The organism is Streptomyces sp. Je 1-79, from assembly GCF_025195125.1.
Lineage (GTDB): Bacteria > Actinomycetota > Actinomycetes > Streptomycetales > Streptomycetaceae > Streptomyces.
Map to the genome: position 1 here is coordinate 323,882 of NZ_JAMGSL010000001.1, position 24,340 is coordinate 348,221.

Below are 24,340 nucleotides of genomic sequence, written 5' to 3' on the forward strand. Positions count from 1 at the left end.
CCCACGATAGAAGCCAGGTGGGAGGAGCGCCGGAAGCCGATCGGCGGGACGTGGGGCCCGCTCGTCGTGTGGTACGTCGACGGTCGCCGGCACCTCCCGCGCGGCGGCTCGCAGCTCGCACCCGCGCCGCGCGGGGAGCGCCGCTCGCCCCCGGCGGCCTGCGGCGTCCCCCCGCGGCCTGCGGCGTCCCCCGCGGCCTGCGTCATTGGGCGTCGACGACGGCGACCGGCCCGCCGGAAGCGGCATCCGCCCCCGGGCGGTCGTCCCGGGAGGCCGCCCCGGGGGCCGGTTGTCGTCGGCCCGTGCCTGCCTGTCAGGCGGTGTGCAGCGTCAGGCCGTACCGGCCGAGGATCTCGTTGACCGGCTGGAACCACGTCTCGCCGCCGGACGAGCAGTTGCCCCATCCGCCGGAGGTGACGCCCTGGGCCTGGTCCCCGCTGATGAAGGCGCCGCCGGAGTCCCCGCCCTCCGCGCAGACGCTGGTCTTGGTCATCTGGTGGACGGCGCCCTGGCTGTAGTTGACGGTCTCGTTCTTCGCCAGGACCGTGCCGCAGTGCCACCGCGTCGTGGAGCCCGAGCGGCATATCGACGCGCCCACCGGCGCCTCCGCGGAGCCTCGGACGAGCCGGTCCGGGACGGTGCCCCAGCCGAGCACGACGGGCACGGTCCACCAGCCGCTGTGGATGCTCACGTAGGCGTAGTCGTCACCGGGGAACGACGAGCCCTGGAAGGTGCCCATCGCGGAGCCGTCCCAGCCGCGCACCGCCGCGCCGGCCCGGCCGCAGTGGCCTGCCGTCACGAATCCGCCGTGCACGGAGAAGCCGATGGAGCAGCGGACGTTGCCGGTGTAGTACGGGTCGCCGCCGACGGTGCCGGCGGCGTACGTGCGCGGTGCCTGGGCGGTCTCGGAGACGGTGACGGGGCCGGTCGCGCGCGCCCGCTCGACGAAGGCGCGTACGGCGGGGGCGGAACGCTCGGACCGTACGACCGTGACGACCACGCTGTTGGCCCGGGGGTCGACGTGCCAGCCGGCGACGCCCGCGGGTGCGGTGAGCGCGTCCAGCCGGGACTTGGCCCGGTCCAGCGTGGCGGCACTGTGCCGGACCAGCCGGGTCTCGGCGCCCAGCGCGCGGACCTCGGCCTCCTCGGACCGGTCGGTCAGGGCGACGACGAGGCGGCCGGCCGTGGGGTCGAACCACGATCCGCCGTAGTCGGGGCCGGCGGACCGGAGGGCGGCCCGCTCGACGCCCTCCGCGGCCTTCTCGGCCCGCAGCCGTTCCTCGGCCTGCGTCGCCGTCAGGCCGAGGTCCTGCCGCATGGCCTCCAGGAGCCCGGCCGAGGCGGAGGGCGGTGCGGACGGGGGAGCGGCCTGAGCCGGCACGGCGTGGGCGGCGCCGAGACCGACCGTGATCAGTAGGGCAGCGATGGCTGCGCGCAGGGGGGTGGTGCGTTTCACGAGGCCTCCAGATGTGGGGGAGTCGAACGCATGAGAGCGCTCTCAGAGCGCGTCGGGCGTCACGCTAGCGGCAGATCGGTTGTCAGGTCCAGACCAAGAACCGGCCGTCGGGCGCCCGCCCGGGATTCCCCCGCCATGACGCCCCGGTCTCCCGCCGCCGTGCGCGGGTCGGCCTCTTGACCTCGATGGCCCCGGCCGCTACTTTGCGTGAGAAGCCGACCCACGACCGCCGAAAGGAGGCGACCAGCAGATGTACACCAGCTCTGATCTCGGTCGCCTCGCCCGCCGTACGGCCTGGGTTCCGGGTCGGCTCGCTCACGGCTGCTGACACGCCGTTCTGATGTGCCCTCGTGTGGGCACTTTTCGGGTTTCCCTCACCACTTCCTGGCACGCCGCCGTTGCGTGCCCTCTTGCGCCCGCTCTCTCCTGTGGCGCGTCTGAACACAGAAAGCTGCCTGAAATTGGCGAACATCGAAGCGACCGATCGCGCATCGGAACGAAGGCCCGACACGGTGGCCGCGCGGATCACGGTCAACGGGAAAGAAGCACCGATTTCACCGGCCGCGCCCCACACCACGGCGCTGGATCTTCTGCGCGAGCGTGGTCTCACCGGCACCAAGGAGGGCTGCGCCGAGGGTGAATGCGGCGCCTGCTCGGTCCTGGTGGCCCGTCCCGGTGTGGACAAGCCCACCGACTGGGTGGCGGTCAACGCCTGTCTGGTCCCGGCCGCGGCACTCGACGGTCAGGAGATCATCACCTCCGAAGGGCTCGCCACCGCCGGCGCACCCGGCACGCCGCCCACCCTGCACCCGGTGCAGGAGGAGATGGCGGTCCGTGGCGGATCCCAATGCGGTTACTGCACACCGGGATTCGTCTGCAGCATGGCCGCCGAGTACTACCGGTCCGACCGCTGCGCGCACGCGGACCCGGCCGACGGCGCCGACCGCGAACACGGGCCGAACGGCTTCGATCTGCACGCGCTGAGCGGGAACCTCTGCCGCTGCACCGGCTACCGCCCGATCCGCGACGCCGCTTTCGCCGTCGGTACGCCCACCGACGAGGACCCGCTGGCGCGGCGTCGCGAGCAGTCCCCGCCCGCACCGGTCGCCACCGAATACACCCAGGGCGACAGCACGTTCCTGCGGAAGGGCACCCTCGCCGAGACGCTGCGGCTGCTGCGCGAGCGGCCCGACGCGGTGGTGGTCGCCGGCTCCACCGACTGGGGTGTGGAGGTGAACATCCGCTCCCGCCGGGCCAATTGTGTGGTCGCCGTCGACCGGCTGCCCGAACTGCGGGAGCTGCGCGTCGGATCCGACCACGTCGAGATCGGTGCGGCGCTCACGCTCACCGAGATCGAACGCCGGCTCGACGGCGCCATCCCGCTCCTCGCGGAGCTGTTCCCGCAGTTCGCGTCCCGTCTCATCCGCAACGGCGCGACCCTCGGGGGCAACCTGGGCACCGGCTCGCCCATCGGTGACAGCCCGCCCGTGCTGCTCGCCCTTGAGGCGTCCGTCGTGCTCGCCGACGCCGACGGCGAGCGCGAACTCCCGCTGGCGGAGTACTTCACCGGGTACCGCGAGAGCGTGCGCCGTCCCGGCGAACTGATCCGCTCGGTACGCATCCCGCTGCCGCTGTCGCCGGTCACGGCCTTCCACAAGATCGCCAAGCGTCGCTTCGACGACATCTCCAGCGTGGCGGTCGCCTTCGCGCTCGACATCGAGGACGGGATAGTCCGCAAGGCACGCATCGGCCTGGGCGGCGTGGCCGCCACCCCGGTCCGCGCGCTCGCCACCGAGGCCGCCCTGGAGGGCAGGCCGTGGGAGGCGGAGACCGTCGACGACGCGGCACGGGTGCTGCGGAGCGAAGGCACACCGATGGACGATCACCGGGCCAGCTCCCTCTACCGTTCCGCGATGCTGGGCCAGAGCCTTCTGAAGCTGCACGCACAGACCACCGAGGCGGTGTCGTCATGAGTCATCTCTCCCAGCGCCCCGAGAAGCCCGTCGTCGGTGTCTCGATGCCGCACGAGAGTGCCTTCCAGCACGTCACCGGCACCGCTCTGTACACCGACGACCTGGTCGCCCGTACCAAGGACGTGCTGCACGCCCATCCGGTCCAGGTCATGAAGGCCCACGGCAGGATCACCGCGCTGCGCACCGAGCCCGCGCTCGCCGTGCCCGGTGTGGTCCGCGTACTGACCGGTGCCGACGTGCCCGGCGTCAACGACGCCGGGATGAAACACGACGAACCGCTCTTCCCCGACGAGGTCATGTTCCACGGCCACGCGGTCGCCTGGGTGCTGGGCGAGACCCTGGAGGCGGCCAGGCTCGGTGCGGCGGCCGTCGAGGTGGAACTCGACGAACTCCCTTCCGTGGTGACACTGCGGGACGCCATCGCGGCCGACAGCTTCCACGGCGCTCGGCCCGTGATGGTGACGGGTGACGTCGACGCCGGCTTCGCCGACTCGGCGCACGTGTTCGACGGCGAGTTCCACTTCTCCGACCAGGAACACTTCTACCTCGAGACGCACGCGGCGCTGGCCCATGTCGACGAGGCCGAGCAGGTGTTCGTCCAGAGCAGCACCCAGCATCCGTCCGAGACCCAGGAGATCGTCGCGCACGTGCTCGGGCTGCACAGCCACGAGGTGACCGTGCAGTGTCTGCGGATGGGCGGAGGCTTCGGCGGCAAGGAGATGCAGCCGCACGGGTTCGCGGCCGTCGCCGCGCTCGGCGCCAAGCTGACCGGTCGGCCCGTCCGCGTACGCCTCAACCGGACGCAGGACCTGACCATGTCCGGCAAGCGGCACGGGTTCCACGCCACGTGGAAGATCGGCTTCGACGCCGACGGCCGGATCCGGGCCCTGGACGCCACCCTGACCGCCGACGGCGGCTGGAGCCTGGACCTGTCCGAGCCGGTGGTGGCCCGTGCGCTCTGCCACATCGACAACACGTACTGGATCCCCAACGCACGCGTCGCCGGTCGCATCGCCCGGACCAACAAGGTCTCCAACACCGCCTTCCGCGGCTTCGGCGGGCCGCAGGGGATGCTGGTCATCGAGGACATCATGGGCCGGTGCGCGCCGTTGCTCGGCCTGGATCCGACGGAGCTGCGGGAACGGAACTTCTACGAGCAGGGCCAGTCGACGCCGTACGGTCAGCCGGTCTCTCAGCCGGAACGGATCGCCGCCGTCTGGGAACAGGTCAAGGAGAACGGCGGCTTCGACGAACGCAGGCGGGAGATCGCCGCCTTCAACGCCGCGCACCCGCACGCCAAGCGGGCGCTCGCGATCACCGGCATCAAGTTCGGCATCTCGTTCAACCTCACCGCCTTCAACCAGGGCGGAGCGCTGGTGCTGATCTACAAGGACGGCTCGGTCCTGATCAACCACGGCGGTACCGAGATGGGCCAGGGACTGCACACCAAGATGCTCCAGGTCGCCGCGACCACGCTGGGCATCCCGCTCCACAAGGTGCGGCTGGCCCCGACGCGTACCGACAAGGTGCCCAACACCTCTGCCACCGCTGCCAGTGCGGGGGCGGATCTCAACGGTGCGGCGGTGAAGAACGCCTGCGAGCAACTGCGCGAACGGCTGCTTCAGGTCGCCGCCACGCAGCTGGGTTCGCACGCCTCGGACGTGCGCATCGTCGAGGGCGTCGCACGCACGCTCGGCAGCGACAAGGAGCTGGCCTGGGACGACCTGGTGCGCACCGCGTACTTCCAGCGCGTCCAGTTGTCGGCGGCCGGCTTCTACCGGACCGAGGGGCTCCACTGGGACGCGAAGACGTTCCATGGCTCGCCGTTCAAGTACTTCTCCTACGGCGCCGCCGCGGCCGAGGTGGAGGTGGACGGCTTCACCGGCGCGTACCGCATCCGGCGGGTGGACATCGTGCACGATGTCGGCGACAGTCTGTCCCCGATGATCGACATCGGTCAGGTCGAGGGCGGCTTCGTGCAGGGCGCCGGCTGGCTGACGCTGGAGGACCTGCGCTGGGACGCCACGGACGGGCCGAACCGCGGCCGGCTGCTGACCCAGGCCGCGAGCACGTACAAGCTGCCGAGCTTCTCGGAGATGCCCGAGGAGTTCAACGTCACGCTTCTGCGGAACGCCACCGAAGAGGGCGCGGTCTACGGATCCAAGGCGGTGGGCGAGCCGCCACTGATGCTGGCCTTCTCGGTACGAGAGGCGCTGCGGCAGGCCGCCGCCGCGTTCGGGCCGAGCGGGGTCGCCGTCGAGTTGGCGTCGCCCGCGACGCCGGAGGCGGTGTACTGGGCGATCGAGGCGGCCCGTCGGGGCGACGGCTCGCGGACCGGCGATGCGGCCGACGGGCTCGCCGCTCGTGGGCACGCCGGTCACGGGCACGTCGACGGCGAGATCCGAGCCGACGCGGAAGCGTTGAGCGGTGCCTGACATGACGTGGGTCACCGCGGTCGCGCGGTTGCGGGCGCGCCGGGAGGCCGGCGTGCTGGTGACCGTCGCGACCGTGCGGGGCCACGCCCCGCGTGACGCCGGTGCGAAACTCGTCGTGGGCCAGACCGAGGCGTGGGGGTCGATCGGCGGTGGCAACGTGGAGGCCGTGGCGATCGACCGGGCCCGGGAGATGATCGTCGCCGGCAAGCCGGAGCCGGAGCTGATCGATTTCGCACTGAACGACAAGGTGACCAACCGGCATGGTGTGCAGTGCTGCGGGGGCACGGTCTCGGTGCTGCTCGAACCGCTGCCGGTCGTACGGGCGGTGGCGATCTTCGGCGTCGGACACGTCGGGATGGAACTGGCGCGCATCCTGGCACGTCAGGACCTCGACCTCCATCTGATCGACACCCGTTCCGACCTCCTCACCAAGGAGCGGCTCGACGTGCTGGCGGACGCGATGGCGCAGGTCCACGTCCACCACACACCGCTGCTGCCCGAGGAGGTACTGGAGGAGTTGCCGCCCGGCACCCACATCCTGGTCATGACCCACGACCACGCCGAGGACGCCGCGCTGTGCGACGCCGCCCTGCGCACACCCCATCTCGGATCCATCGGCCTGATCGGGTCGGCGGCCAAATGGGCGCGGTTCCGTCAACGCCTCGCCACCGAGGGCGGTCATCCCGAGGCCACGATCGACCGGATCAAGACCCCGATCGGGCTGGCCGACATCACCGGCAAGGAACCGGCGACCATCGCCGTGAGCGTCGCCGCCGATCTGCTGCGCATGTTCGAAACCGAGGGGTACTGACACACCCGTCGCTCCGGACCGGGCGCCCCGCCCTCGTGTGAACGCACGCACGCGGGGCGCCCTTTCCCGCCGGCATCCGCGCCCGAAGCGGCTGACACGAACCAGCACCACCACGCCCGTTCCCAGTGCCGCCGGCGCCGGTACGACTCCCCGTCTCGGCGTGCTCGTCCCGGCGGAACGGGGGAGCGGTGGGAGACTGGGGGCATGTGCGGCCGGTACGCCTCCTCCCGAGCGCCCGAGGACCTCGCGGGTCTCTTCGGCGCCCACCTCAACCCCGACCATGTACTGGAACCCTCCTGGAACGTGGCACCCACCGACGAGGTGTGGGCGGTCCTGGAGCGCGCGGCCCGGGACACCGGCGCCGTGGAGCGGCAGCTGCGCCCGGTGCGCTGGGGCCTTGTGCCGTCCTGGGCGAAGGACCCGGCGGTGGGATCGCGGATGATCAACGCGAGGGTGGAGACGGTCCACGAGAAGCCCGCCTACCGGCGAGCCCTCGCCAGACGCCGGTGCCTGCTGCCCGCGGACGGCTTCTACGAGTGGGTCGCCGTACCCGCCACGGGATCGGCCAAGGCCTACAAGCAGCCGTACTTCATCCGGCCCGAGACCGGGTCCGTGATGGCGATGGCGGGGCTGTACGAGTTCTGGCGCGACCCCGCTGTCACCGACGAGAGCGACCCGGCGGGCTGGCTCACCACAGCCACCGTCATCACGACCGAAGCCACCGACGCGGCGGGGCGGGTCCACCCCCGGATGCCCCTCGCGCTCGACCCGGACGACTACGAGGCGTGGCTCGACCCCGCCCACCAGGACACCGCGGACCTCCGCGCCCTCCTCCACACCCCCGCGGACGGCCGCCTCACCGTGACGGCCGTGTCCACCGCGGTCAACAGCGTCCGCAACGACGACCCCCACCTCGTCGACCCCATCACCCCGTAGCGCCGAAGGCGGGGCGGGGCCGCCGGCCCGCACGGGGCCGCTCGTGGACGGACGATGTCGTGGCCGTCCCCTCCCCTCCCGTCCCGTACGCGCACGGCCTACATCTCGACGCGCATGCCCCATCCGCGGGCGGTGGCCTCGGAGTAGGCGACGTGCGCGGCGGCGACGTCCAGGGCGGCGTGGCCCGTGGACTTGAACAGGGTGATCTCGTCCGCGTCCCGTCGGCCCGGGTGGTCGCCGCCGAGGACGGAGCCGAGGAGCGTGACGGACTGCCCGGAGGGGAGGTCCTGGAACTCATGGGCGCCCGACGGGGGTCGGGTCGTGGCGGCGCCGGCCCACTCGGCGAACAGGGCCGCGTCACGGACGGTGTCGGCGTCCACTTCCGGACCGTGGGAGCCTCCCACGGAGCTGACGTGCGTACCTGCGGCGATCCAGGCGCGGCGGATCACGGGCTGGACGGCTCCGGTGCAGCAGAAGACCCTGTCGGCTCCGCGGACCGCCTCCTCGATTCCGGTCGCGACCCGCGCGGCCGGGTGGGGCGCGGCGGTCTCACGGGCGCGGCGCGGATCACGGCCGGCGACGACGACGGGGGTCGTGGGGTCGAGCGCGGCGAGGAGGCCGACCTGGGCGCGCGCCTGGGCGCCGGTCCCGATGACGGCGATGCGCGTCGGACGGGGGCGGGCCAGCGCGCGGGCGGCGAGCGTGGCGGTGGCGGCCGTGCGCACCTCGGTCAGGGGCTCGGCGTCCATCAGCGCCAGGGGGCGGCCGTCCGTGTCGTCGAAGAGGGCGACCAACCCGCGGTGGCTGCTGCGTCCGGGCTCCGCCGGATCGGCGAACACGGAGACCAGCTTGGCCGCGAGCCCCAGCCCCGGAACGTATCCGGGCATCGCGCCGAGCAGGCCACCCGGCGCGCGTGCGGCGATCCGGGGCGGCGCGGAGGCCTCGGACCGGCTGACGGCGATGAGGGCCCTGGACGCGGCGTCGATGACGCGGTGCGGGTCGAGCGCGGCACGGGTGCGGGTGCCGTCAAGGAAGAGGATCCCGCTCACGCCGGACCGTCCGAGGAAGCGGAGAGAGGCGGCTCGGCGGCCGGTTCTTCCCGCGTGAAGAGGACGCGTGCGAGCTCGTCGGCCGCCTCGCGCAGGGACTGCTGGAGCGGGGGGAGCCGGGTTTCGTCGAGCTCCGGGCGGAGGCCGACGAGGGTCAGAGCGCAGACGGGCGAGCCCGGACGTGAGACGACGGCACGGCTGAGGGAGGCGACGGGCTGCTCGTTCCGCCCGTACTCCACCGCGAATCCGGACCGCTCGGTGCGTTCGATGTCGGCCAGCAGCCCCTCGGGTCCCGTCAGCCGGCATCCGGCCTCCTCCGCCACGCGCAGGTAGGGGGCCCGCTCGGCCGGGGCGAGCGCCGCGACCAGGGCGAGCGGGCCCGCGAAGCGGTGGACGGGCAGGGACTCGCCCATCAACCGGCTGACCATGGCGAGACGTTCGGGGCGTACGACGTCGATCACACGGGACCGGTCTGTCTCCGGCACCTGCAGATTGACCATCATGCCGGTGCGGTCGGACAGATCCGTGAGGACCGGTCGCGCCAGCGCCCCGAGCGAGTTCCGGGACGCGGCCGACGAGAGCCGCAGAACGGCGGTGCCCGGCAGGTACCGGTCGCCGGTGCGCAGCACCCAGCCGCGCCGGACCAGGTCGACAAGGACGCGATAGGCGGTCGCGCGGTGCAGGCCGACCTCCTCGGCCAGATCGGTGAGGCGTGGCGGCTGCGACGCGCGGGCCACGGCCTCGACCAGGTCGAGGGCCTTGTCCACGGCCGTGCGGGGAGCTTCGGGCAATCCGACCACTCCTTGTGGCGTCGGGGGTGCGAGCGTACGGTAGCGCACGTTGCGACAAGCGATACATCTGTTACGTACAGCGTAACAACCCTGTTCGAGTACGCGAGGTGGAGATGATCAACGAGGCCCCGGGCGCACCGACTCCCTACGCTCCCGCGCGGAAGGGTGCGGTCGCGGTCTACCGGAACGCGACCCTCTTCGACGGCACCGGACGTCCGTCCACGGCCTCGACGACGATCGTCGTCGACGGCGCCACGATCCACGCCGTCGGGGACGACGCCGAGATCGCCGCACGACTCCCGGCCGACGCCCCGGTCTTCGATCTGGAGGGCCGCTTCGTCATCCCCGGCCTGATCGACACCCACCAGCACATCGCCACCCCTCCCGACCGTCCGGCCGCGGAGGCCGTGCTGCGCCGGCTCGTGTACAGCGGCGTCACCGCGATCCGCGACATGGCCGACGACCTGCGGCAGGTGGGGGACCTCGCGCGCGCCTCGCTCGTCGGCGAGATCCCCGGCCCCGACATCCGGTACGCCGCGCTGATGGCCGGGCCGGGGTTCTTCGACGACCCGCGTACCCATCAGGTGTCCCAGGGGGAGGTTCCGGGCACCGTGCCGTGGATGCAGGCCGTCACGGACGAGACGGACCTCCGCCTCGCCGTGGCCGTGGCGCGCGGAACCCACGCCGCCGCCGTCAAGGTCTACGCCGACCTCGACCACACCGCCGTCGCCGCGATCACCGCCGAAGCGCACCGCCAGGGCATCCCCGTCTGGGCCCACGCCACCGTCTTCCCCGCCTCACCCCGGCAGGTCGTCCGGGCGGGCGTGGACACCGTCTCCCACGTCACGCTGCTCGCTTTCGACGGCGCCGAAGGCCGGTTGGCGAGCTACAAGGACAAACCGCCGTTCGACCACGCGAGGTTCGCGGCCGGTGACGACCCCGGCATCGAGGAGCTCTTCGCCCTGATGCGCCGGCACGGAACCGTCCTCGACGCGACCGCCGCGATGTGGGCGAGCGACGCGCTGGCCGGCAACGGCCCGCAGGACGCCGCCCGCGCGGCCGCCAACACCGAACTCGCCGCGACGCTCACCGCCCAGGCCCATCGGGCAGGCGTCGACATCTGCACCGGCACGGACTACGAGACCGACCCCGAGGACCCCTTCCCCGCCCTGTACGAGGAGCTGGCCTTTCTCGTCCACCGCTGCGGGATCCCTCCCGAGCACGTCCTGCGCTCAGCCACCCTGATCGGCGCACGCAGTGCCGGCGCCGAGGACCTGATGGGCACCGTGGAGGCGGGCAAGCTCGCCAACTTCGTCGTCCTGGAGGAGGATCCGCTCCGGAACATCGACCATCTGCGCACCCTCACCCTCACCGTCAAGCGCGGCCGTCGCTTCGAGCGCGACGCGTTCGCCCCCGGAAACGGCCGCACCGCACAGCCCCGCCGCGTCGAGGAGTCCCGATGACCACCACCCCCATGATCATCAACGCGCTCGGGCAGCTGGACAACCCCAACGCGCCCCGGTCGGCCGACGCGGCCGCCGAACTCAACCAGTCGAGCGAGCAACTCACCATCGACGCGAGGACCCTGGCCGACGCCCACGCCTCCGGCCTCACCGCCGTCAACATCACCCTGGGCTACACCCTCGGTGACCTGCCTCCCTACGAACACACGCTGCACGAACTCGACGTGTGGGACGCGATCATCCGGGACAACGCGGCCGACCTGACCACGATCCGCAGCGTCGCCGACCTCCGCCGGGCCAGGGAGCAAGGCCGGATCGGCATCATCTACGGCTTCCAGAACGCCGTCGCCGTCGGCGAGGACACCGGACGGATCGCCACCTTCGCCGACCGGGGGGTCCGGGTCGTCCAGCTCACCTACAACCAGGCCAACCACATCGGCGACGGCTCCATGGCCGCCGAGAACCGGGGGCTGACCGACTTCGGCCGCAGCGTCGTCGCCGCGCTCAACGACCACCACCTCATGGTCGACCTCTCCCACAGCGGCGAGCGGACCTGTCTGGAGGCGGCGAAGACCTCACGCGCCCCCGTCTCGATCAACCACACCGGCTGCCGCGCCCTGGCCGACCTGCCCCGCAACAAGACCGACGAGGAACTCCGCCTGGTGGCGTCCCGCGGCGGGTTCGTGGGCATCTACTTCATGCCCTTCCTCAACGTCTCCGGGCACGCGAGCGCCGCGGACGTCGTCGAGCACATCGCTCACGCGGTGAACGTGTGCGGCGAGGACCACGTCGGCATCGGCACCGACGGAACCGTCACGTCCGTCGACGACTTCGACACGTACCGGACGCACCTCGCGGAACACGTGGCCCTGCGCAGCGCGGCCGGTGTCGGCGCGGCCGGAGAGCGCAGCGACACCCTGCCCTTCGTGCTCGACCTGCGCGGGGTCGACCAGTTCCGTGACCTCATCCGCCTCCTGGAGGCGCGCGGATACCGTTCGGAGCGCATCGAGAAGATCATGGGGAGGAACTTCCTGGACTACGCGGACAGGGTGTGGGCGCCGGAGACACCGTGATCAGACCGCGGTGGTGAGCAGGTCGCTCAGGGGCTGGGCGGAGTCCGTTCCGGAGTGGCCGAGGGGCGCGTCGAAGCTCCAGACGAGGAAGAGCAGGAAGACCACCAGGGCGCTGAAGGTGGTGGCCAGCAGCAGTTCGCGCGCGGAGCGGCGGATCTGCAGGGTGTAGAGCAGGCCGAGGGTGACCAGGGCACCGGCGACGAGGCCGAACCAGAGTGCGGCGGGCAGTGTGGTGCCGGAGGTGTCCAGGCGCTGGTGACGGGCGTCGTCCGCGGCCGCCACCTGGTCCAGGAGCGGCTGGTAGGCCTGGGCCTGGAGCTCGTCGGCCGGGGTGCGGTGAGCGATGTCGCTCCGGATGCGGCCCAGCAGCTCGGCGCCGGTGCCGTCGACGGGCGCGCCGTCCTTGAGAGCGGGCCATTCGGCGGTGACGGCGTGCCGGGCGTAGGCGTCGATGTGCTCCTTGATCTGCGTCCGGAAGGCGGCCGGGTAGACGTCCAGGCGCTGATCGATCTCGTACAGGGCCTGCGCCTCGCGCTGGACGGTGTCCTCGGCCGCGGTACGGGCCTCCCACACACCGGCGATCGCCAGACCGAGCACGATGGCGTACACGACGCCGACCATCATGACCATGTACTCCAGCACGTCCGGGGTCTTCGAGGTGTCCTCGTCGACCGCCACGCGGCGGTGCCGCACGACGGTCGCGGTGACGACGAGGACGCAGACCAGGACCGAGGCCAGGGTGTAGACGAGCCATTCCGGCATTGCACAACTCCAGGACGAGCGAAGCGACGTGAACGGGATACGGGCGGACGCGGTGGGCCTGTCACTGACCCGCCGGCCTTTAGAGACGGCGACGGTCAGCCACGGCCGCGGCGACGGTCAGCCACGGCCGCGGCGACGGTCAGCCACGGCCGCGGCGACGGGAGCCCGGCCGCAGGGCGGCCGCGGCCAGAACGGCCGGCAGGGTGACCACGACCGTGGACATGGTCATCGAGAGCTTGGCCGGCGCCGGACGGGACGGACCGCCGGTGTAGTGCGAGCGCGGCACCCACCGGAAGGCTTCAGGCGCTTTCGCCGGGTGCGACGCGGCCGGGGGCGGGGTGGTGCTCGGCACCGGGGGCGCCGGGGGCGCCGGTGGTGCCGGTGGTGCCGGCTCCGGGGCGGGAGCGGGGGGTGCCGGTGTGAAGGGCGCCGGGGCGGCTTCCGGTGGTGGGGAGAGCGCGGGTCCGGGCGGCCTCGACGGCTCCGGTTCGGAGACCGACGGGGACGGAGGCGGTGGAGACGGCCGCGGCGTGGGCGGCTGGGGGGACGGCGGTGTGCAGGTGGGCCGCGGGGCCTCGGGCGCCCCGTCGCCGTAGCCCATGTCGACCCATACGTCCGGGGCACACACCACCAGGCGATCGCGAGCCGGGGAGTGGTCCATGACCACGGCCACGTCGCCGTGGTGCGGCAGCGGGCACAGGGCCGCCGCAGCACCGAGACCGACACTGATCCAGCCACCCACTCGTCATTCCTCCCCCGTGACGACCTGACGTCGTACACGCGTTCCGGGCGTAAGGGGGCCGCCTTCGGACGCCACCACTGCGGGTAACGATCATGGGCGTGGCCGGTCACGGACACCGGACGCGCCGCCTGGCATCGGGGTGAACCCACAGTCCACGATCAGAGCGGCGTGGGCACCTCGCCTCCGGCGGCGTACGTGAGGTCCACGCCGGGCAGGTCGCGGGTCCAGGTGCGCGCCAGGGCCTCGACGGCGGTGGCGGGCGGCGGGGTGCGGCCCAGGCCGATCGCGAAGCGGAGCGCCTCGGGCCCGCTGTCGTACGGGTGAGGCCAGGCGTGGACGTCGGGACCGGCGGACGACTCCAGAGCGCTCAACAGAGCCCGGATACGGCCCCGTACGCGTCCCAGCACCTCCTCGAACTCCACCGTGCCGCGCCGGCCCCTTACGGTCACCAGCGCCCACGCGGCATGCCGCCGGTGCAGCGGTGGAAGGGCCGGCGTACCGGCGGGGACGCCGGCCTCCGCGTGCTCCCACGCCTGGTACAGCTCCTGGACCAGCAGCTCCCGGAACCCGGCGGACACCTGAGGGGTGCAGCTGCGTACGGGAGCGGAGGGCGTCAGGACCACGACGGGGCCCGACGAGCCGACGTCCTGCGCGCCGCGGAGGGGGCCGGTGCCTGACGCCCCTTCACCCGGCGTCAGCCCGATCGGGTGCTGCCAGTTCCAGGCGGCCCAGGTCGCGAGGAACTCGCGGAACAGGGCCTCCGGTCCGGCGTCCGGGGCGGGGGAGCAGGCCGCCACGCGGGCGGCCAGTACCGTCCATGCCAGGCCGGGCAGACCGCCGTGCGGTGCGGAGTCCAGACCCCGGGCGCGGGCCCAGGCCTTGACCCGCCGGGCCAGCTCCTCGAACGCCTCGGTTCGTCCGGCCACCGCCGCACGGACCGCCTCCGCGTCGCCGACCGCGCTCAGCGCGACCGCCGCCGACTCGCCCAGCTCCGCCCGGCGGACCACCGCCTCGGCCGGGTCCAGACCGCCCGTGCCGACCAGGACCAGGTCCACGGCCAGACCGCTCACGGTGAACCGCAGCCCCGGCACCCTGGCGCCGACCACATGTCGCAGTCCGGTCGCCTCCGGCAGGGCCGCGGCCAGGCGGGCTCCGACCGCGGCCGCGTCCACCTCTCCGGGCAGGGCGGCGACGAGGTCCAGGTCGGCGCCGGGCAGCGCACAGCCCATCCGGCGGGATCCGGCCACCTCCACCACCCCGTCGTCCAGCGCGGCCGCCACCCGCTCGGCGACCGCCGCCGCGAAGTCCGGTCCACCGCCAGCCTCTTGGCGCGGAGCGTCCGTCTCGGGGCGCGGCCCACCAGCCGAAGTGCCCTTCCCACCAGCCGTCGTGCCCGGCTCCCGGCCCGGCCCGCCCGGCTCCCGGCCTTGTGCGGCCGGGTCTTGGCGCCAGCGGATCGTGCCCGAGCCCAGGGTGATCGTGGCGCGGACCCGCATCGGCTCCGGGCCCCGCCGGGACAGCAGCACCAACTCGCCGACCGCGCCCGCCGGCAGCCCGGCCAGGGCCGCGGCGCACTCGGCGGCCACCGCTGCCGGTTCGGCGGTGCGGCCCAGGCTGAGATGCGGGGTGAAGCCAGCGGCTCGGCCCCGGCAGCGCGGGAACCGCGCGGCCAGCGCCGTGTGCAGCCCCTGCCATGGCTGCTCGCCGCCCCCGGTGGGGTCCAGCCAGACCGTGACGTCCTCGCGGTGCCCGAAGTCGTGCACCCCCGCCCACCGGACCGCGAAGGGCGCCGTCCCGGCGGCGACCTCGGCCACCAGAGCCGCGGCCCGCTCGAACTCCGCCTCCGGTACGAAGCCGAACAGCAGGTTCACATGGGGCGGCCACCGGTCGAACCGGGGGTCGTGCGCCCGCCGCAGCCGCTGGATCTCGGGCCACATCTCCTCGGGGGGCAGCCAGGCCAGCGCCGTACGGGAGGTCGGCGCCACGTCCACCACCTCGGCCGTGGCGGCCGGCGGAACGAGGTCCAGGTCGGCGCGGACCCCGAAGTGGTCGGAGACGAACAGCCCGTCGGAATGCGGGACATCGCCGAGCAACCCCACGCCCGTCACCTGGCCGCCCCCGCGCAGCAGCACGCGGTCCAGCCGCGCGGCCCGGCCGGTCCGCGAGGAGACCGCGGCCAGCGGGTTGATCCCCGGGGCGAACGTCGGCGTCCGGTCGCCCGCACCGCGCGCCTCGGTCCAGGCGTCCCGGAGCCCCAGTGCGGCGGCCGGGCCCTCCGGGCCGTCGCGCCCGTCGTTGAAGTCGCCGAGCAGCACCACGTCGCCGTCGACGTCGGCCAGACCCTTGGCCAGCCGGGCCAGTTCGGCCTCCCGCCGGTCCGCCGCGCGGTCCGAGTGGTCGCTCGACAGATGCGTGCACGCCACCACCAGCGGGACACCTTCGGCCTCCACCGCGATCGCCGTCACCGCCTTGTGCGGAGCGAACGCGTGCACGCCCGCCTCCCGTACCGGCAGCCGGCTGAGCAGCAGAAGACCGAAGTCGTCCACGTCCCGACCGCGGGGCTCCGCGCCCAGCGTGTACCCGGAGCGCACCCAGTCGGCGGCCAGCACCATCTTCAGCAGGGCCGGTTCGACCTCCTGCAGCGCGATCACGTCGGCGTCGGCGTCGGCGAGCGCCTCCAGCAGCCGGGGCCGGCGCCGCGCGGTGTCGATCAGCCCCGGGTCGTACCGGTCCCACAGGGTGTTCCAGGTCAGCAACCGCACCCCGGAGCCCGTCCCGCCCGACCCCCGCGCGACGGCGCCCGCCGTCGCCGGTACGTCCGACGGGACCGGGCTCCACCGCGTGCCGTCCCAGGCATGCGGCGTGCGCGCGGCGAAGAACGGCGCCCTCAACCGGCGAGGCGTACGCACGCGCCCGGCCCCGGACTCCTCGACCCGGTCCAGCCCGCTCGCCCGGTCCCACACCAACTCGCCGTCCGCCTCCACGAACAGCACCCGGTGCCAGGGGACATCGCCCCCCGGGACGAAAGAGGTCAGAGGCATCCGCTTGGGATCCCGCCCACGCTGGGCCACCCCCAGCAGGAACCGGGCGGGATCGAACCGCGGGTCCCAGCGGACCTGGTGGTAGATGGCCTCACTGGTACGCATCAGTCCCTCACACCCCACAGCTCCCGCTGGTCCAGGCCTCCGGCCCGGTCCTCGATCCCACCGTCCGGACTGGCGTACCAGATCCGATGCGCCCGCCCGGGGTACGGCGGGCTGTACCGCCGCAGCTGCCGGTCCAGTACCTCCGCCGGCACCGGATGCGGTCGGCAGGCGTTGCGCCGTACCAACTCGTCCTCCGCCACCAGCGCTACCACCTGCGTGACCAGGGCGTTCCGTCGTCGCGCGACCGCCAGGACCGGATCACGCTGCCGCTCGGTCAGCGAGGTGGCGTCCCACACCACCGTGCCGCCGTGCGCCAGCGCCGCGTCCAGCCGCTCCAGCCCGCGCCGGACCACCTCCGCGTTGGCGGACTGGTCCGAGCGATCGCCACGCTCGGTCCTCAGGTCGTCCAGCGACACGCACACCGCGTCCGGAAACGTCCGCGCCAGGGTGCTCTTGCCGCTGCCGGAGGGCCCGACCAGCTGCACCAGTCGGGGGAACTCCCCGGACCGCCAACGCCACGTCGCGGCGACGGCCTCCTCCACCGTGGCGATCCGGCCCTCCGCGTACGCCTCCCGGGCCTGCGCCCAGCAGCGGTCGGCGGCCTCCGCCGTCACCCCCGCGCCGGTCAGCGCCTCCCGCACTCCGGCCCGCAGCGGCTCCAGCGGTGCCGCACCCAGCAGCCCGGCGTCCTCCGCGTACAGCGCGGACCACTCCACCTGCTCCCGGCCCTCAGGGCTCCGGCCTCCCGGCACGGAGGCGGCCACCGCGTGAAGGATCCCGAGGTCGGCAGCGGCCGCCATCCGCAGGAGTCCGGCCCGGCGCTCCGCGTCCGGGAAGGGGGAGCGGAGCCGCGGGTGCAGGCCGACGAGGTCGGCCACACGCCGAGCCAGCGGCACCCCCAGCCGGCCCGCCACCAGGGGCCCGAGGGAGCCGCGGTGCCGGTCGTGCAGCAGCGCCGCCAGCACCCCGGCCAAGCGTGCGTCCCCGGTCCGCCCCAGCACATCCAGGCGCCCGGTGACCTCTCGTACGGACTCCTCCGCGGCAGGCCCACCCGTCGCGGACAGCCGATCCGCACCGTGCGCCGGCCCGAGCCCCAACGCGTCCAGCAGCCCGGCCGTGTCAGGCGCGGCTCCCGACCGGACCGCCCACAGAGGCGCCGTCGGCCCGAGCCCGTTCTCGACCACGGCGGCGTACATCCAGTGCGTGTCGGTGCTCACGTGTCCGGCCCGCACCCACTTGGCCAGCCGCCGGCCGAACTCGTCCCGGGCGAATCCGGCGACGGTCCGCACCACGAAGCCCTCCTGCCGTGAGGGATCCAGCCGCAGTCGGCGCAACGCCCGTTCGTCGAAGACACCGCGCCACAGCACCCGCGGCGCCGGTATGCCCAGGACGCGCAGGAAGTCGACGGTGGCGTCCCAGTCCAGGCAGCGATCGGAGTCGTCCCAGACCGAGAACCCGTAGAACCAGCTCTCCAGTTCGGTGTAGGCGAGCGAATGGCGGGCGTACACGTTCTCGCCGCACACCCGCCAGCCCTCGGGAATGCCCGCGCCGATGCGCCCCTGAAGCCCCTTCACCCAGGCCCGGGAGGGATGGTGACCGGAGTCGAGGGAGCGCGCGTGCAGGCCGTCCCGGTAGAGCGTGGTGTTCTCGCCGTCCAGCTTCTCTGTGACCACGACCTCGCGGCCGGCGAGCCCGGCGAGCCCCTCGGCCCGTACGTCGTCCGAGGTCGCGCCGGGGGACCAGGGAAGATGTGGGGTCCGGGGATAGTGCGTACGCATGGTCGGAAACTCTATGTACGTCCAGGACGGTCGATCCACCGGTTAACGGACACGTCGGTGGGGGCGGCCCACCCTCACGCGGTCCGCCCTCACGCGGCCCGCCGGAACCAAGGGTCGCCCGCTGGCAGTCTGCTCGGGCATGACCTTCCAGCAGATCGCCCACGGGTGCGCCCAGTTCTGGCGCTTCGGGCTCGACCAGGTGCGGGCCGTCGCCTTCGCCGTCGCCCTCGTCGGCGGCATCGGCGCCTCGCGGCTGCTCCCCGGCGACCTGCCGGTCGCGCGCTACGACCTGCTCCTGCTCTACGGCGTGGCCTTGACGATCCTGGCCCGCAAGGTCGGCTGGGACGGCCCCCGCGACACCGCCGTGATCCTGGGATGCCACCTCGTGGGCCTGCTCTTCGAACTCGTCAAAGTGCGCATGGGCTCGTGGAGCTACCCGGAGGACGCCCTCTCCAAGGTCGCGGGAGTACCGCTCTACGGCGGGTTCCTCTACAGCGCCGTGGGCAGTTACTGCTGCCGGGCGTGGAAGATCATGGACCTGTCGCTGTCCGGGTACCGGCCGCGGCTGATGGCCGCCCTCGCGGCCGCGGTGTACGTCAACTTCTTCACCCACCACCGGCTGCCGGACGCACGGCTGCCGCTGGCCCTGCTGCTGCTCGCCGCGACGGCCGGCACCTGGGTGCACTTCACGGTGGGCCACTCCCGCCTCCGGATGCCGCTGGCCCTGGCCTTCACGCTGATCGGGTTCTTCCTCTGGGTCGCGGAGAACGCGGCCACCTACGTCGGCGCCTGGAGCTACCCCCACCAGCTCGACGGCTGGCAACCCGTACCCCTCACCAAGTTCGGCGCCTGGGCTCTCCTGATCAGCGTCACCTTCGTCCTGGTCGCCCGTACCCGGGGCACCCCGGATCAGCGCTACCGGGCGGCACCCCGACGAGGGGGCCGGTCCGTCCGGCTGCGCCCATGGCCCGGCCCGGAGCGGATCGCCGTGGAGGGAGGTTTGCCGGACAGCACACCGGTGAGCAGCCGAGGGGACGGGGCCGGTGACCCTGAGCGCCGCGTGCCGCCGAGGACAGCGCGCCCTCCCTCTCCACCACCGAAGACCGCCGCCAGAGGAAGGTGAGCAGTATGAGCACTCCGGACGATCCCGACAGGACGGGGGAGCCGCTTCCCCGCGACCCACAGGACCAGCAGGCGGCGCAGGGAGAGGACCCCCTGGCGGCACCCGTACCGGACTGGCCCGACACCGGGTTGCCCGGTACCGACGTGGCGGGCACCGGACGTCGGGACCGTGCCGAGGGCGACGCCCCTCAGGAGGGGCATGAGGACTCCGCCGTGGACGAACCGGTGGACTGAAGCCCCGGAGCCGGCGGATCCGCGGAGAGCGCGTCCCAAGGGGGCGGCGCGATCTGGTCCGTCCACGCGGCCAGTGCTTCACCGTCCACACAGATGATCCCGCACGTGGCGGCGTACTCGACCGCGGGCGCGGTGAAGGAGCTGGTGGTCACGACGACGGCCACATCCGCCTCGTGGACGGTGAAGCAGGTGCCGCCGAACCTCTGGAGGTCCTGGGAGCCGACGCGGTTGTCCTCCGCGTAGTGCTTGCACTGGAGTACGACGCGTCGGCCGTCCGCGGTCACCGTGACCACGTCGGCGCCCAGGTCACCGGCTCCTCCGACCACTTCCACGGGGGTGCAGCCGTCCCGCGCGCAGAGCGCGGCGACCGTGTGCTCGAAGCCGTCGGCGTCGACCGCCTCGTGGTCCAGGGCCTCGGTCCCCACGTCGGGCAGGTCCGGGTCGACCGGCGCGGCGGGGCGCATCCTCGCGCGGTTGCGGACCGGCACCGTACGCCTCCTGGCCACCGCCAGCCCGACGGCGAGCACGCCGAGGGCGGCGAGCGCCGCGAGGACGGCGACCGGCACCCCCGATCCGCGGCTCCCCGCCACTTCGGCCGTCTTGAGGAAGAGGGCCAGGCCGCCGGCGCATATCCCTATGAGTCCCACCGCCAGCAGCAGATCGCGCCCGATGGCCGCAGGTCCACGCCGGGCCGCCGCACCCCTGTCTTCCCCGGTCGCCTTCATCGGCCTCCCTCACTCGTCGACGGTGCACGCACGCCGCGGCCCCGAACCGGAAGGGTTCGGGGGCGCGGCGGTATCGGTCTGCGGGTCGGAACCGCGGCTGTCCCCTCCGGGAAGTCGAAGTTCCTGACGGAACGCCACGTATCCCTGAACGCGCTGTCGAAACATGGCGGAGTGCGCCGCGAGCGAGCGCTGCCGGCCCCTCGGGCGGTGCGCCGCGAGCGCGCGCGCCGACCCCTCGCACGGCCGGGCCGCCTTCCGTGCCGTGCTGCCGGAGTCCCGCCACCGCGGGCCGGCGGCGCCTACGGAAACATCACGATCCGGCTGAGGCCCCACCACTCCCTGACCGACCGCTTAGCATGGTGCTCGCCGGAGAGGACGCTGCCGCCCTTCGTCTATGGCGACCGGCCCGGTGTAGGACTCCCCGCGCTCCGTTCAGCTCCGTCGGCACCGCGCGCCGGCACCTCGCGTGGTGCTCTCGCACCCCCGTCCACCAGGAGCGTCCGCCATGCACCGTAGTTTCGCCCCCGGTAGCGCCATCGACCCGTCCTCCGTCGAACTCTTCGACCGCGCATGCCGGCGGCTGCTCGGGTACGGCACGGTCTTCACGGACTCCGTCCTGGAGACGATCCGCGCGGAGGTGCCGTACTACGCCGACCCGGTACTCGCACCGCCCGACGTGCGCGAGACCGTGGCGACCGGCATCCGCCACGGTCTTGAGACCGGGCTGGATCCGAGCAGGATCGTGGACGTCGAGCGGTACACCAGAGAGCTGGGCATGCGGCGCGCGGAACAGGGCCGCCCCCTCGACGAGGTCCTGCACGCCTTCCGCGTCGCCGGATCCGAGGTCTGGAGCGGGATGATCGGGGTGGTGGAACGCGAGGGCCTGGGCGACATGCGCCGGCTGGTCCACGTCGCCGAACTGGTGTGGAAGAGCAACGACCGCGACGCCGTCCTGGTCGCCGACGCCTACCGGCAGGTCGTCGAAGGGGTGGCCGGGCGGCACACCGAACGCGTCCGCCTGACCCTCGCCGCCCTGCTGGAGACGCGTCACGAAACCGAGTTCGTCCGGAGCGCGGCCGACATCCTCGACCTGCCGCTCGTCGGCCGGTACGCGGTGGCCGTCGCGGAGGCGACACCGCCGTACGGCCGCGTGCCCCAGGCCGCTCCCGAGCTGCGGGACATCCGCGTCCTACGGCATTCCTGGGGGCAACGGGCCGTATTCGTCGCCCACCTGGGCGACCGTCCGCTGGACGCCTTCGCCTCCGGCCTCGTCGCGGGCCCGGCGCTCCGCATCGGGATCAGCCCGGTGGTCCCCGGCCTGGAGAGCCTGGCCCGGGCGCGCGACATGGCCGGACTCGCTCTTCGTACCTGCCGGGGCGACGGGGAGGTCGCCCGGCTCGACGCACGCCTGCCCGACGGACTCCTGGTCTCGCGGCCCGACCTGTCCAACGAGCTCGTCCGCCAGGTGCTGCGGCCCCTCTACGACCTGGAACCCGCCGACCGCGACCTGCTGTTCGACACCATCGGCGTCTGGATCGAATGCGGTGGTTCCTCCGTCCAGGCGTCTCGGCAGATGTTCTGCCATCGCAACACCGTGCTGAACCGCCTGCGCCGTGTCGAGCAGCTCACCGGCCTCACGCTGTCCCGTCCGCGCGACCTGGTGCACCTCACCCTCGCTCTGGACGCCCACCGGCTCCTCGGACCGGCCGCGGCGGCGGGACCCGCCGACGACGGACGGCGACGGCGCCCGACCGTCTGACCCGCCTGCGCCCGCACACCCCTGGGCCCCGGCACAGTCGCACCTGTCGGGCGTTGGGAGCGGGCACCGGCGCGGGCCGAGCGCATGGACGCGCCGTGGGGCCGGGTGCTCTGGTGAGCCCCGTTCGGAGGCGACCCACCCGCACCCAGGCCCGCCAGGAGAGACCGTCATGACGTACCCGCACGCCCCTCGCACCCCTCACCCCTCCCGGCCTCCCCGTCCGGGCCTGTCCTTCGCCGTGGTCAACGCAGTGGTCTTCGCCGTACACGTGCTGCTCCTCTGCTCGGCACCCGACGTCATGGCCGTCCCTCGGTGGGGCGAAACCGGCCTCGGTGTGCCGGCGCTTCTCCTCCAGGGCGTGCTGCTGGTCTGGACGGCGGCGCGCTACGACCGCCGCGCCGACGAGTCCCGTACGGACGGGCGCCACACCGCGCACGGGGAGCGCTGATGAGACCGGAGATCCCGTTCGCCGCGCCCGGCACCATGGACACGGAGACCCAGGCACTGATCCTCGGCTGCTTCGTGGCGTTCATCGTCCCTGTCCTGTTCCTCTGCGTCCTCAGCGGCCCCCCGAGGGACCGCATCGACGACTTCTACACGGCGGGCCGCACACTGCGGCCCCTCCGAGGCGCCCTCGTCCTCTCCGGTGTCTACCTCTCCTCGGCCACGGTGCTCGGCACCACGGGGAGCGTCGCCGTGTACGGGTACGACGGCCTGTTCATCGCCCTCTGCACCGTGCTCTCGCTCGGCGTCCTGCTGCTGCTCGCCGTCCCCCTGCGCGAGCGCGCCGGCTACACCCTGGGCGACACGTTCGGCCTGCGGACCCCGGGGCGCGCGGCGAGGATCGCGGTCGCCGTCGTCACCCTCTGCGTCTGCGTCCCCTACCTGGTCGTGCAGCTCTCCGGCGCGGGGGTGACCACCGCGGCGCTGCTGGGGCTCTCCGGTCCGGGCATCGAGAAGACGGCCGTCGTCATGATCGGTGCTCTCGTCGTCTGCACCACGGCGTTCGGCGGCATGCGCGGTACGGTCGTGATCCAGGTGATCAAGACGGTGGTGCTGCTCTGCCTGGCCCTGGGCGTGACCGTCGTGCTGCTGCACCGCTTCCACTGGAGCACCGACTCCCTGATCTCCGCGGCCGGACAGGGAAGCGGTCGTCCCGCCGAATACCTGCGCCCCGGCCTCCGCTTCGGCGGCAGCGCCGAGCCCGCGGGCACACTGGACTTCATCGGCCTCGTGGTCACCATCGTCCTCGGCGTGGCCTGCCTGCCCCACGTCGCTCTCCAACTCGGCACGGCTCCCGACGCCGCCACCGCCCGCCGTACCGTGCGTCACACCCTCACGATCGTCGGCGCGTTCTGCTTCACCACGGCTCTCATGGGCTTCGCCGCCTCCGCGTTGATCGGCGCACCGGCCATCCTGGCCGCCGATCCGGGGGGAAACAGTGCGCTGGTGATGCTCGCCGACGAACTGGCGGGGGGTCCGGACGCCGGCACCGGCGGTGCGCTGCTCGTCGTCCTGGTCGCCTCCGGCGTCTTCCTCACCACGCTGGCCGTCGTCGCGAGCGTCACGCTGGCGGCAGCGGGGACGATCGCCCACGACCTGTACACCCACGTACTGCGCCGTGGACGCACCACCGAGGGCCGGGAAGTGGCCGCCGCCCGACTGGCGTCCGCGGGCGTCGGCGTACTGAGCATCGTCCTGGCGGTCTGGGTCCAGGGGTGGAACGTCCAGTTCCTGACGGCTCTCTCCCTGGCCGTGGCCGCCTCCTCGCTGCTTCCGGCGCTGGTGTACTCCCTCTTCTGGAAGGGCTACACCCGCAGGGGCCTGCTCTGGACCTTGTACGGAGGCCTGGGCTGCGCCGTCGGACTCCAGGCGTCCGGTCCGGTCTTCTCCGGCAATCCTCTGGCGCTCTTCCCCGACTGGCACGTCGACTGGTTCCCGCTCCAGACGGTCGTCCTGGTGTCGATACCGGTCGCCTTCCTCCTGGGCCGGCTGGGCAGCAGCGGCGCAGGGCGACGGCGCCGGGAGACGCACGCGGGCGAAGCCCTGACCCGCCCGTAGGGAGTCCGTCGAGGGCGGACCCGG

Annotated in this window: 17 protein-coding genes and 1 pseudogene; 10 read left to right on the forward strand and 8 right to left on the reverse strand. The window is 73.1% G+C overall.

Annotation, left to right across the window (positions count from 1 at the left end; genetic code table 11):
- Nucleotides 1-313: 313 nt before the first annotated feature.
- A complete protein-coding gene (locus tag M5362_RS01280; protein WP_260225333.1) occupies nucleotides 314-1,456 on the reverse strand; it encodes a S1 family peptidase in 1,143 nt (380 codons plus the stop codon).
- A gap of 512 nt (nucleotides 1,457-1,968) precedes the next feature.
- Between M5362_RS01280 and M5362_RS01285 the strand changes: the two genes are divergently transcribed.
- From M5362_RS01285 to M5362_RS01300, 4 genes are all read left to right on the forward strand, one after another.
- Nucleotides 1,969-3,429 (forward strand): xanthine dehydrogenase small subunit, encoded by a 1,461-nt coding sequence (locus tag M5362_RS01285; RefSeq protein ID WP_260225334.1) that lies wholly within the window; start codon nucleotides 1,969-1,971, stop codon nucleotides 3,427-3,429.
- Complete coding sequence (gene xdhB / locus M5362_RS01290) at nucleotides 3,426-5,864, forward strand: xanthine dehydrogenase molybdopterin binding subunit (RefSeq protein WP_260225335.1); 2,439 nt, start codon at nucleotides 3,426-3,428, stop codon at nucleotides 5,862-5,864. Before M5362_RS01285 ends, xdhB begins: the two co-directional genes overlap by 4 nt.
- A gap of 1 nt (nucleotide 5,865) precedes the next feature.
- Entirely contained in the window at nucleotides 5,866-6,675 is an 810-nt protein-coding gene (gene xdhC, locus M5362_RS01295; RefSeq protein WP_260225336.1) for a xanthine dehydrogenase accessory protein XdhC, read from the forward strand.
- A gap of 204 nt (nucleotides 6,676-6,879) precedes the next feature.
- Nucleotides 6,880-7,611, forward strand: coding sequence for an SOS response-associated peptidase (locus M5362_RS01300; RefSeq protein ID WP_260225337.1), 732 nt, complete (start codon nucleotides 6,880-6,882; stop codon nucleotides 7,609-7,611).
- 98 nt (nucleotides 7,612-7,709) lie between these two features.
- Here M5362_RS01300 and M5362_RS01305 read toward each other — a convergent pair whose 3' ends face one another.
- Together M5362_RS01305 and M5362_RS01310 are read right to left on the reverse strand one after the other, a co-directional pair.
- Nucleotides 7,710-8,660: an ornithine cyclodeaminase family protein gene (locus tag M5362_RS01305; RefSeq protein ID WP_260225338.1), complete on the reverse strand. Its 951-nt coding sequence runs from the start codon at nucleotides 8,658-8,660 to the stop codon at nucleotides 7,710-7,712.
- Nucleotides 8,657-9,451 (reverse strand): IclR family transcriptional regulator, encoded by a 795-nt coding sequence (locus tag M5362_RS01310; protein WP_260225339.1) that lies wholly within the window; start codon nucleotides 9,449-9,451, stop codon nucleotides 8,657-8,659. Before M5362_RS01310 ends, M5362_RS01305 begins: the two co-directional genes overlap by 4 nt.
- A 113-nt stretch (nucleotides 9,452-9,564) precedes the next feature.
- Between M5362_RS01310 and M5362_RS01315 the strand changes: the two genes are divergently transcribed.
- Together M5362_RS01315 and M5362_RS01320 are read left to right on the forward strand one after the other, a co-directional pair.
- Entirely contained in the window at nucleotides 9,565-10,914 is a 1,350-nt protein-coding gene (locus tag M5362_RS01315; RefSeq protein ID WP_260225684.1) for an amidohydrolase family protein, read from the forward strand.
- Nucleotides 10,911-11,987 (forward strand): dipeptidase, encoded by a 1,077-nt coding sequence (locus M5362_RS01320; protein WP_260225340.1) that lies wholly within the window; start codon nucleotides 10,911-10,913, stop codon nucleotides 11,985-11,987. The genes M5362_RS01315 and M5362_RS01320 overlap by 4 nt, the downstream gene beginning before the upstream one ends.
- Here the strand turns inward: M5362_RS01320 and M5362_RS01325 are convergent, their stop codons facing one another.
- The 4 genes from M5362_RS01325 to M5362_RS01340 all read right to left on the reverse strand — a co-directional run bounded on the left by M5362_RS01325 (nucleotide 11,988) and on the right by M5362_RS01340 (nucleotide 18,415).
- Complete coding sequence (locus M5362_RS01325; RefSeq protein WP_260225341.1) at nucleotides 11,988-12,749, reverse strand: DUF4239 domain-containing protein; 762 nt, start codon at nucleotides 12,747-12,749, stop codon at nucleotides 11,988-11,990. It abuts the gene before it with no gap.
- A gap of 139 nt (nucleotides 12,750-12,888) precedes the next feature.
- Entirely contained in the window at nucleotides 12,889-13,035 is a 147-nt protein-coding gene (locus M5362_RS01330) for a hypothetical protein (RefSeq protein ID WP_260225342.1), read from the reverse strand.
- Nucleotides 13,036-13,649: 614 nt separating this feature from the next.
- Nucleotides 13,650-16,637 (reverse strand): poly(A) polymerase, encoded by a 2,988-nt coding sequence (locus M5362_RS01335; protein ID WP_260225344.1) that lies wholly within the window; start codon nucleotides 16,635-16,637, stop codon nucleotides 13,650-13,652.
- Nucleotides 16,637-18,415: an RNA ligase family protein gene (locus M5362_RS01340; RefSeq protein WP_260225345.1), complete on the reverse strand. Its 1,779-nt coding sequence runs from the start codon at nucleotides 18,413-18,415 to the stop codon at nucleotides 16,637-16,639. Before M5362_RS01340 ends, M5362_RS01335 begins: the two co-directional genes overlap by 1 nt.
- Nucleotides 18,416-18,554: 139 nt before the next feature.
- On the opposite strand from M5362_RS01340, the pseudogene M5362_RS01345 reads away from it, so the two are divergent.
- Nucleotides 18,555-19,313, forward strand: a pseudogene (locus tag M5362_RS01345) (DUF817 domain-containing protein); the annotation flags it as partial.
- A gap of 412 nt (nucleotides 19,314-19,725) precedes the next feature.
- Here the strand turns inward: M5362_RS01345 and M5362_RS01350 are convergent.
- Nucleotides 19,726-20,496, reverse strand: coding sequence for a restriction endonuclease (locus M5362_RS01350; RefSeq protein WP_260225347.1), 771 nt, complete (start codon nucleotides 20,494-20,496; stop codon nucleotides 19,726-19,728).
- Between the two features lie 505 nt (nucleotides 20,497-21,001).
- Here M5362_RS01350 and M5362_RS01355 point away from each other — a divergent pair.
- The 3 genes from M5362_RS01355 (at nucleotide 21,002) to M5362_RS01365 (ending at nucleotide 24,316) form a co-directional block, all read left to right on the forward strand.
- A complete protein-coding gene (locus M5362_RS01355; RefSeq protein WP_260225349.1) occupies nucleotides 21,002-22,255 on the forward strand; it encodes a CdaR family transcriptional regulator in 1,254 nt (417 codons plus the stop codon).
- 169 nt (nucleotides 22,256-22,424) lie between these two features.
- Nucleotides 22,425-22,703, forward strand: a complete 279-nt coding sequence (locus M5362_RS01360; protein ID WP_260225350.1) for a hypothetical protein — start codon at nucleotides 22,425-22,427, stop codon at nucleotides 22,701-22,703.
- Nucleotides 22,703-24,316 carry a cation acetate symporter gene (locus M5362_RS01365; protein ID WP_260225351.1) on the forward strand — a complete coding sequence of 538 codons (1,614 nt, stop codon included), beginning with the start codon at nucleotides 22,703-22,705 and terminating at the stop codon, nucleotides 24,314-24,316. Before M5362_RS01360 ends, M5362_RS01365 begins: the two co-directional genes overlap by 1 nt.
- The last annotated feature ends 24 nt before the right edge of the window (nucleotides 24,317-24,340 follow it).